The following is a 9650-nucleotide window of genomic DNA, read 5'->3' as shown; positions in this document are numbered from 1 at the left end:
ACCGGGTTCACCGGTGGCCGTCGGTCCTTCACGCCGCTGCGGCGGCACGTCGCTTCCTTGCGGCTTGCACGCCGGGGCGCCCGCCTCCTGAGCGGCCAGGTAGGCCGGCCGTCCCCGGCCTACCTTTCGTCTCCGCCGTGGCCGCGGGCGCGGTCAGGTCGCGTAGACCCGGTGGCAGAATTCGGCGAGCTTGTCGTCGGGCAGGTGCTTGGCGAGGTCCGCCTCGGTGATCATGCCGACGATGCGGTGCTGGTCGATCACCGGCAGCCTTCTGATCTGGTGCTCCTCCATGCGGGACAGCGCCTCTTCCACCGTCGCGTCGGCGGGGACCCAGACGAGGCCCGTCGCCATGTCGCCGGCTGTCGTGCGGGAGGGGTCGCGTCCCGACGCGATGCAGTTCACGACGATGTCCCTGTCGGTGATGATGCCCTTGAGGCGGTCGTCGGACCCGCAGACGGGCAGCGCGCCGACGTTCATCTCGCGCATCATCTGAGCCGCGCGGTCGAGGGTTTCGTGAGCGGCGATGCACTCCACGCCCGGGCTCATGAGGTCACGCGCGGTGTTGTGCGGATGTCCGCTTGTCATGTGATCCCCCCTGAAGTCGATGACGGTGGTCCGTGAGGTTTCTACCCATTTGCACCCTTTGTGACCCTGGGGAGGCATCTCCGCCATGTCGTCGACATGCTCGGGCCGGCTGCCGCGGGAACAGGCCCGGCGGCTGGCGTCAGCCGGGGAGGTTGAGCAGCTTGCCGAGGAGCGCCGCCAGCTGCGAGCGCTCGTCGGGGGTGAGCACCTGGAAGGTGTCGTGGAGGAACGCGGGAACGGCCCCCTCCGCCGCGGCCAGCCGGTGCCGTCCCGCGTCGGTGATGGTGACCGCGTAGGAGCGCCGGTCGCGGGGATTGCGCTCGCGCCTGACGCACTCCGCCCGCTCCAGGTCGTCGCAGATCGTCACCATCACGCTGCGGTCGATGCGCAGCTCCTCGCTGAGCGCCTGCTGGGAGCAGGGGCCGACGTCGTCGAGCATCTTCAGCACCAGGTGCTGGCCCACACCGAGGCCCTGCCCGGCCGCGTGGGCGTCGGCCGCACGGGCGACAGAGGCCGAGGCCCGGCACAGCGCGATGTCGAGCCGCTCGCCGGCCAGCTTGGGAAAGTACGTCGGCCTGACCTGCATCGAAACCTCTCATCACCCTGGAGGTCCAGCCTAGCACTCTTCGTTTGACGCCAGATCGTCTGTACTCATACCGTTTGTAGCGCAGACCATGTCGACGCGCGGGCGCCTCAGGAGCGCGAACCGGCGGCGGTGCCGGGCGTGCCGTACGACGAGGTGATGCAGGCCGCGTTCGTGCCCGTGGCCTGCACCGTCGGCACCGACCTCAGGCCCGCCCGCAGGATCCCGCGCGAGCGGGTCCCGCACCGGGAACGCCGGCAGGTCAGTAGTTGCGCCGCACGTGGATCGCCCAGCCGCCCGCGGGCAGCTCGTAGGTGCCCACGTGGGGGTGCGACTTGAGCCTGCACCAGGCGGGGACGTCGGTGTAGGCGGCCGGATCGTCGGCCAGGACGGCGACGATGGCGTTCAGCGGGACGTGGTTGATCCGCTCGGCGAGCATGATGATCGGAATCGGGCACTTCTTGCCGAGCGCGTCGATGGTCAGGGTCGGCTGAGCTGCGACGGTCACGAGGCCCCCTTCGTCGGTCTCATGACCCCCCGTGCCGCGTCCATGAACGACGACCCCGAGCCCGGTCATACGACCCCTGCGTCTTGACGTATCCGGCGCACCATCTCAGGGAGGACGGCCAGGAACCGGTCCACCTCGGCGGCGGAAGCGCCCCTGGGCAGCGATACCCGGACGTTTCCATGAGTGAGCACGCCCATCGCCTCCAAAACGTGCGATGGACGAAGCGTACTAGCCGTGCACGAACTCCCGGACGATACCGCGAAACCCGCCTTGTCCAGCTCGGTGAGCAGTGCCTCCCCGTCGACGTAGAGGCAGGAGAAGGTGACGATGTGCGGCGCCCTGCCGACCGGGTCGCCGATCACCTCCACGTCGGGCACGAGCGTGGGGATCCGCTCCCTGATCGTGTCGACGAGGGCCGACAGGCGGGCGTTCTCCAGCGCCGCCTCCTCCCGCATCGCCGTCAGCGCCGCCGCCGCCGCGACGATCGACGGGACGTTCTCGAAGCCCGGCACCCGGCGCCGCTCACGCTCGTCCTCCGGCAGGAACGAGCGGAACCGGGTGCCCTTGCGTACGGCCAGCACCCCGACCCCCGCGGGCCCGCCCCACTTGTGCGCGCTCGCGGTCAGCACCGACCAGCCCTCCGGCACCGGCAGCCGGCCCGCGGTCTGGGCGGCGTCGACCAAAAGCGGCACCTCCAGCCGCCGGCACGCCGCCGCGGCCTCGGCGACCGGCTGCAGCGTGCCCACCTCGTGATTGGCCGTCTGGAGGCAGGCCAGCGCCGTGCCCGCGGCCGAGACCGCCGCGGTGAAGGCGTCGAGATCGACGCGGCCCGCCAGGTCGACGCCGACGGTGGTGACCGTGCCGCCCTGGCTCTCGTGGACCGACGCGGCGTGCAGGACGCTGGAGTGCTCCACCGCGCTGGTGACGAGGTGACGTCCGGCCCTCCGCCTGCCGTGTAGGGTGCCCAGGACGCCGAGATGCACGGCCTGGGTGCCGGAAGAGGTGAAGGAGACCTCGTCCGGCCTGGCGCCGAGCGCCTCGGCCACCTCCGTGCGCGCCTGTTCGAGAAGCAGGTGGGCACGGCGGGCCTGGCCGTACAACCGCGCGGGGTCGGCCCAGCCCGCGTCCAGGGTCGCGATCAGCGCCTCGCGTGCCTGGGGATGCAGGGGCTCGGTCGATGCCGCGTCGAAGTAAGCCACATCGAGACATTAACGGGGGCGAGCGGGGAGCCGACCACCCCCCACGCTAATGTGTCTGCAATCAGCTGTGCATATGGAAATACGAGCGCCCAGGAGAGACTTCTGGGCTTCATCTGTGGGGTAGGCGATCCGTGAGTCCGACCCGCCGTACTGAGCGGCGTCCGTTGGGCCGGCGCAGAGTGTCCAGCGCCGCCGGTTTGGCGTTGCTGCTGGCCTCCGCGACGGCCTGTGCAAATGACGTGCCCGAGGCCGACTGGTCGCGTGGTCTTCTTCCTGAGGGTGCCACCGAGCAGGCTGACATCGTCACGAACCTGTGGAACGGGGCCTGGATCGCGGCGCTGGCCACGGGGCTCGTCGTCATCGTGCTGATCCTGTGGGCGTGCGCCTTCCACCGCAAGCGCAAGGCGTCGGCCGAGCTTCCTCCGCAGGTTCGCTACAACCTGCCGATCGAGATCCTGTACACGGTCGTGCCGCTCGTCATGGTGTCGGTGTTCTTCTTCTTCACCGCCCGCGACGAGAACGCGCTCATGGACACCTCGGGCCAGCCTGACGTCACGGTCCACGTGGAAGGGTTCCAGTGGAGCTGGCGGTTCACCACCGACGCCGGTGGCAAGACCGCCAAGGTCGTCGGCATGCCGGTCAGCGACTACCAGGCGCCCCAGTCGCCGGAGCTGGTGCTGCCGGTGAACAAGAAGGTGCTGTTCAAGCTCGACGCCGACGACGTGATCCACTCGTTCTGGGTGCCCGCGTTCATGTTCAAGCGCGACGTGATCCCCGGCATCTCCGGCGAGAAGAACAAGTTCATGATCACCACGTTGAACAAGCCTGGTGTCTACGCGGGCCGGTGCGCCGAACTGTGCGGCGTCGACCACAGCCGCATGCTCTTCAGGGTCAAGCTCGTCTCGCAGGCCGAGTTCGACCAGTACATGACGACCCAGGCTGGGAGAGCCCAGTGACCGCCATCCAAGCACCCTCAGTCTCGGCGCGGCCGACCCGCAAGGGCCTGGCCATCGCCAAGTGGATGTCCTCCACCGATCACAAGGTCATCGGGCATCTCTACCTCATCACGTCGTTCGTGTTCTTCCTCATCGGCGGCGTGATGGCGCTGATCATGCGCGCCGAGCTCGCCCAGCCGGGGCTGCAGGTCACCACGAACGAGCAGTTCAACCAGCTGTTCACCATGCACGGCACGATCATGCTGCTGATGTTCGCCACGCCGCTGTTCGCCGGCTTCGCCAACGAGCTGATGCCGCTGCAGATCGGCGCGCCCGACGTGGCGTTCCCCCGGCTCAACATGGTCAGCTACTGGCTCTACCTGTTCGGCAGCATCATCGCGGTCAGCGGATTCCTGACCCCGAACGGCGCGGCCAGCTTCGGCTGGTTCGCCTACACCCCGCTGTCGAACGCGATCAGCTCGCCCGGCGTCGGCGGTGACCTGTGGATCATGGGTCTGGCGCTGTCCGGTCTGGGCACGATCCTCGGCGCCGTGAACTTCATCACCACCATCATCTGCATGCGCGCGCCCGGCATGACGATGTTCCGGATGCCGATGTTCACCTGGAACATCCTGCTGACCAGCATGCTCGTGCTGATGGCCTTCCCGGTGCTGGCCGCCGCGCTGCTCGCGCTCGAGGCCGACCGCAAGCTCGGCACCCACATCTTCGCCTCCGAGACCGGTGGCGCGATGCTGTGGCAGCACCTGTTCTGGTTCTTCGGCCACCCCGAGGTCTACATCATCGCGCTGCCGTTCTTCGGCATCGTGACCGAGATCCTGCCGGTCTTCAGCCGCAAGCCGATCTTCGGTTACATCGGCCTCGTGGGCGCGACCATCGCCATCGCCGGTCTGTCGATCACCGTGTGGGCGCATCACATGTTCGCCACCGGCCAGGTCCTGCTGCCGTTCTTCTCGTTCATGACGTTCCTCATCGCGGTTCCGACGGGCGTGAAGTTCTTCAACTGGATCGGCACGATGTGGCGAGGCCATCTGAGCTTCGAGTCGCCGATGCTGTTCTCGGTGGGCTTCCTGATCACCTTCCTCCTCGGCGGTCTGACCGGCGTCATCCTGGCCTCCCCGCCGCTGGACTTCCAGATCAGCGACAGCTACTTCGTCGTGGCCCACTTCCACTACGTGGTCTTCGGCACCGTCGTGTTCGCGATGTTCGCCGGCTTCTACTTCTGGTGGCCGAAGTTCACCGGCCGGATGCTCAACGACAAGCTCGGCAAGGTGCACTTCTGGTTGCTGTTCATCGGCTTCCACACCACCTTCCTCGTCCAGCACTGGCTGGGCATGGTGGGCTTCCCCCGCCGTTACGCCGACTACGCCCCGACCGACGGCTTCACCGACCTGAACCTCATCTCGTCGGTGGGCGCCTTCATCCTCGGCGCCTCGACCCTGCCGTTCTTCTACAACGTCTGGAAGACCTGGCGCAGCGCGCCCAAGGTCACCGTCGACGACCCGTGGGGCTACGGCGGCTCGCTCGAGTGGGCGACCTCCTGCCCGCCGCCGCGGCACAACTTCACCTCGCTGCCGCGCATCAGGTCCGAGCGTCCCGCGTTCGACCTGCACTACCCGCACGTGTCGGCCAAGCCGCAGGAGGTTGAGGCCTGATGAAGGTTCAGGGTTGGCTGTTCCTGCTCTGCGGACTGTTCTTCGCGGGCGTGGACGTCGTCTACTGGTTCTGGTCGAAGGAGCCCGTCGGCACCACGGCCATGGCCATCTCGGTCGGCTTCGCCTTCATGATCGGCTACTACCTGATGTTCACGGCTCGCCGTATCGGCGACCAGCCGGAGGACAACAAGACGGCCGAGATCAGCGACGGCGCGGGAGAGATCGGCTTCTTCAGCCCGAGCAGCTGGTGGCCGCTGTTCGTCTGCCTCGCGGCGGCGTTCGCGTTCGTCGGCTTCGTGATCGGCCTGTGGATGTTCCTGATCGGCGTCTTCATGGTGATCATGGCGATGGTCGGCTTCGTCTTCCAGTACTACCGGGGTAACTTCTCCCACTGATCCGACCAGCACAGAAGCGGGTGCCCTGTCCGAGGGCGCCCGCTTTTGGTGTTTTTTACTCCATGCCGAATGTGGCGAAACGATCACTGCGGGTAGTAAGGGGGCGTTAGGGCTTCGACGGAGAGGGGAGTACCCGTGGGGCGGATGACTCAAGGATCGGCTGGAGTTCTGGCCCTCGCCGTACTCGCAGCGTGCTCGGCAGGCAGCACCACGGGCGGGGCCTCGCCCAGCGCGGCGCCACCGCCCGCGAGTGTGGCGATCGTCCCTGCCGACAGGTCGGGCAACGTGCCGACCGGCCAGACCGTCCTGGTCACGGCCCGCGGTGGCACGCTCAGGGACGTCACCGTCACCGGACCGTCCGGCGGTCTGGAGGGCGAGCTCAGCGCGGACCGCACGAAGTGGCGCAGCAAGCGGTACAGCCGCCCCGGCACGACCTACACCGTGAGCGCGCTCGTGGCCAACCCCGCCGGTCAGACGACCAGGACCACCAGCACCTTCACCACGGTCAAGGCGCACGGCACCTTCGGCATCGAGCAGCTGCTGCCGCACAAGGACGACACCGGCCTGACGGTGGGCGTCGGCATGCCGATCATGATCACGTTCGACAAGGACGTCACGGACCGCGTGGCCGTCGAGCGGAACCTGGTCGTCAAGACGTCCAAGCCGGTCCAGGGCGCCTGGCACTGGTTCGACGACCGGCACGTGGACTTCCGGCCGAAGACCTACTGGCCCGCCCGCACCAAGGTCCGCCTCGAGGCGCGCCTGGCCAACGTGCCCGGCGCCCCCGGCATCTACGGCAAGCGCGACTACACCCTCGACTTCACCGTCGGCAGGTCGCAGATCACCTCCGGCAGCACCGGCAACCACCACCTCGTGGTGAAGCGCGACGGCAAGGTCGTCAGGAACATGCCGATGAGCGCCGGCCAGGGCGGGGAGTGGAAGTACTACACCACCTCCGGCATCCACCTGGCGATGTCGAGGGAACCGGTGACGGTCATGACCTCACCGGGGATCGGGCCCGGACAGGCCGGCTACTACCAGCTGACGGTCTACAACACCGTGCGGATCTCCAACTCGGGCGAGTACGTGCACAGCGCGCCCTGGTCGGTCGGGTCGCAGGGCTACTCCAACGTCAGCCACGGGTGCGTGAACGTCAGCCCCGAGAACGCGGCGTGGTTCATCAAGAACACCCTGATCGGCGACCCGATCGTCATCACCGGCTCCCCGCGCCCGCTCGAGCCGACCAACGGCTGGGGCCACTGGCAGGAGAACTGGAAGGAGTGGCTGCGGTGGAGCTCGCTGAAGTCGATGACCACCGAGGCGCTGTAGCGCCGTCGCCCTAGTGGAGCGGGAGACGGGCGCGGACCGCGTGCCCGTCGGCGTGCCCCTCCACCGTGAGGGAGCCGCCGACGAGGGCGGCCCGCTCCCGCGCCGCCTGCCCGATGGGCCTGGAAGGCCCGTCGTCGCTCACCAGGACCTCCAGGAGGCGCCGCCGCCACCGGAGGGTCACCGTGGCCCTGGACGCGCCCTCGGCGTCTCTGAGGGCCTCCTGAACGATCCGGAAGGCGGACAGTTCCACCCCCGGCGCGGCCGGCGCGGGGGAGCCGTCCTGGACGAGGTCCACCGGCAGGCCCCTCCCGCGCATCTCCTGGAGCAGGTCGGGCAGGTCATCGAGGCAGGGCTGCGGGGTGCGCGAGGGCGGGACACCGGTGAAGGCGCTCAGGACGCCGAGCATGCGCTGCAACTCGCCGAGCGCCTGGCGGCCTGACTCCTCCGCGTCCTTGAGCGTGTCGGCGGCCCTGCGCGCGTCCCTGCCCATGGTCATCCGGCCCGCGCCGATGCCGAGGGTCATGACGCTGACCCGGTGCGCCACGACCTCGTGCAGCTCCTGCACGATCAGGGCGCGCCGTACGGTCTGCGCGCGGGCGCGCCGTTCGGCGGCCAGCTCGGCCGCGGAACGGGCGCGCAGCCGGAGCAGAAGGACGACTGCGGGGCACAGGACTACCGTGGTCACGGCGGCCAGCCATGACAGGAGAGGCGGCATGGCCGGGAGCGTAGGCACGGGTCCCGTGCGGCGCATCCGCTTGGCGGTGGATCTTCACTCCACCCCCGAGCGTAGGGCGGGCCGCCGCGGGTGGCTCCTCGGCGGCATGGCGCGGCCACCACCGCGCCGGGGAAGGGGCTCAGGCCATGCTGAGGGCGCGGCTGACCTCGACCCATCGGTCGAGCGTCGCCGCGGCGCGCCCCGAGTCGACCGCCTGTACGGCACGCGCGTAGCCGTCGATCATCGCGGAGTCGAGGTCGTCGCCGGGACCGTCGGCGGCCACCAGCGCGGCCGCGGCGTTGAGCAGCACCGCGTCACGCACCGGGCCGGTCTTCCCGCGCAGCAGGTCGTGCACCGCCTGGGCGTTGAACGCCACGTCGCCGCCGCGCAGCGCGCCCACCTCCGCGCGGGGGATCCCCAGCACCGCAGGGTCGAACACGGTCTGCGTCGCGCTGCCGTCGCGCACCACCCACACCGTGGAGGTGGTGGCGATGGTCAGCTCGTCGAGCCCGTCGTCGCCGCGGAACACCAGGGCCGAGACGCCGCGCTCGGCGAAGACGCCGGCCAGGACGGGCAGCATGCGGGCGTCGTAGACGCCGATGGCCTGCGCGGACGGGCGGGCCGGATTGGTCAGGGGGCCCAGGAAGTTGAAGATCGTCGGGACGCCCAGCTCCTTGCGCGGCGGACCGGCGAAGCGCAGCGCCGGGTGGTAGACGGGCGCGAAGCAGAACGCGATGCCCGCCTCGGCCGCCACCCGCGCGGTCGCCTCGGGCGGCAGGTCGAGCTTGATGCCGAGGTACTCCAGGACGTCCGCGGCGCCGCAGGAGGAGGAGGCGGCGCGGTTGCCGTGCTTGACCACGCGCGCGCCGGCGGCGGCGGCGACGATGGCCGCCATCGTGGAGACGTTGACCGTGTGCGCGCGGTCGCCGCCCGTGCCCACGATGTCGACGACGGGCCCCTCCACCCGCAACGGGGTGGCCAGCTCGAGCATCGTCCTGGCCAGGCCGGTCACCTCGGCGACGGTCTCGCCCTTGGCCCGCAGCGCGACCGCGAACCCGGCGATCTGCGCGGGGGTGGCCGAGCCCGACATGATCTCCCGCATCGCCCACGCCGTCTCGTCGGCGGTCAGGTGTTCCCCCGCCAGGAGGGCTGACAGCAGTGCGGGCCAGGTGGTGCGAGCGTCCATGGGAGAACCTACTTCGCGTTGAGTCGGGTCGAGGAGCGCTGCCGCATCAGGGTCGCGACGGCGTCGGCGACCGCGATCGGCTCCAGCGGCTGCGGCAGGACGGCGTCGGCGCGCGACCAGTTGGCCAGCCAGCGGTCGTCCTTGCGGGCGACGAGCAGCAGGATCGGCGGGCAGTCGTAGACCTCGTCCTTGGCCTGCTTGCTGACTCCCATGCCACCGGCGGGCTGGGCCTCACCGTCGAGCACGGCGACGTCGATCGTGCCCGAGTCGAGCAACTGCAGGACCTTCGGCTGGGTGGCGCACTCCACGATCTCCACCAGCGGGACGTCGGCTGCGGGACGGCGCCCGATGGCCTGCCGTACCTGGTCGCGGGTCCTGGCGTCGTCGCTGTAGACGAGGACCCTCATGGTGTCGTCGGTGCTCACGGTCACAGCTCACTATCAGTGGTAGCAGTATGGTCACCTGGGATCGTACCGGTGCCTTCAGGCGGAAACCCAGGCCGCCGGGGTCGGCGGGCGTTTTGCACTAATTCTCCCAGGCTG

The 9650-nt window shown here is 69.4% G+C and carries 11 protein-coding genes; 4 read left to right on the top strand and 7 right to left on the bottom strand.

The genetic code is table 11. The annotated features are described in order from the left end of the window. Positions 1–153: 153 nt before the first annotated feature. The 4 genes from ACWEVS_RS22650 to ACWEVS_RS22635 form a co-directional block, all read right to left on the bottom strand. On the bottom strand, positions 154–585 hold the full coding sequence (locus ACWEVS_RS22650; protein WP_452553131.1) for a CBS domain-containing protein: 432 nt from the start codon (positions 583–585) through the stop codon (positions 154–156). Positions 586–724: 139 nt separating this feature from the next. Further along, the gene (locus ACWEVS_RS22645; protein WP_449921366.1) at positions 725–1171 is read right to left on the bottom strand and encodes a MarR family winged helix-turn-helix transcriptional regulator; all 447 of its coding nucleotides are present in this window, start codon (positions 1169–1171) and stop codon (positions 725–727) included. 259 nt (positions 1172–1430) lie between these two features. After that, positions 1431–1676, bottom strand: coding sequence for a sulfurtransferase TusA family protein (locus ACWEVS_RS22640; RefSeq protein WP_354919466.1), 246 nt, complete (start codon positions 1674–1676; stop codon positions 1431–1433). A gap of 65 nt (positions 1677–1741) precedes the next feature. Then, complete coding sequence (locus ACWEVS_RS22635; protein WP_452553129.1) at positions 1742–2875, bottom strand: cysteine desulfurase family protein; 1134 nt, start codon at positions 2873–2875, stop codon at positions 1742–1744. Between the two features lie 197 nt (positions 2876–3072). Here ACWEVS_RS22635 and ctaC point away from each other — a divergent pair, with 197 nt between their 5' ends. From ctaC to ACWEVS_RS22615, 4 genes are all read left to right on the top strand, one after another. After that, positions 3073–3831, top strand: coding sequence for an aa3-type cytochrome oxidase subunit II (gene ctaC / locus ACWEVS_RS22630; protein ID WP_452553127.1), 759 nt, complete (start codon positions 3073–3075; stop codon positions 3829–3831). Beyond that, positions 3828–5483 (top strand): aa3-type cytochrome oxidase subunit I, encoded by a 1656-nt coding sequence (gene ctaD, locus ACWEVS_RS22625; RefSeq protein WP_452553125.1) that lies wholly within the window; start codon positions 3828–3830, stop codon positions 5481–5483. The genes ctaC and ctaD overlap by 4 nt, the downstream gene beginning before the upstream one ends. Beyond that, on the top strand, positions 5483–5878 hold the full coding sequence (locus ACWEVS_RS22620) for a cytochrome c oxidase subunit 4 (RefSeq protein WP_354919456.1): 396 nt from the start codon (positions 5483–5485) through the stop codon (positions 5876–5878). Before ctaD ends, ACWEVS_RS22620 begins: the two co-directional genes overlap by 1 nt. A 252-nt stretch (positions 5879–6130) precedes the next feature. Next, entirely contained in the window at positions 6131–7207 is a 1077-nt protein-coding gene (locus ACWEVS_RS22615) for an Ig-like domain-containing protein (RefSeq protein WP_452553123.1), read from the top strand. Positions 7208–7217: 10 nt separating this feature from the next. On the opposite strand, the gene ACWEVS_RS22610 is transcribed toward ACWEVS_RS22615, so the two are convergent. From ACWEVS_RS22610 to ACWEVS_RS22600, 3 genes are all read right to left on the bottom strand, one after another. Next, positions 7218–7922, bottom strand: a complete 705-nt coding sequence (locus ACWEVS_RS22610) for a sensor histidine kinase (protein WP_452553122.1) — start codon at positions 7920–7922, stop codon at positions 7218–7220. 139 nt (positions 7923–8061) lie between these two features. Then, a complete protein-coding gene (gene trpD / locus ACWEVS_RS22605) occupies positions 8062–9108 on the bottom strand; it encodes an anthranilate phosphoribosyltransferase (RefSeq protein WP_449921351.1) in 1047 nt (348 codons plus the stop codon). Positions 9109–9116: 8 nt separating this feature from the next. Further along, complete coding sequence (locus tag ACWEVS_RS22600) at positions 9117–9515, bottom strand: hypothetical protein (protein ID WP_354919574.1); 399 nt, start codon at positions 9513–9515, stop codon at positions 9117–9119. Positions 9516–9650 lie beyond the last annotated feature (135 nt).

The sequence above is a fragment of the Nonomuraea sp. NPDC003754 genome (assembly GCF_053605785.1).
The sequence above is the reverse complement of the archived record's forward strand: the minus strand, read 5'-3'. Positions and strand labels throughout refer to the sequence as shown.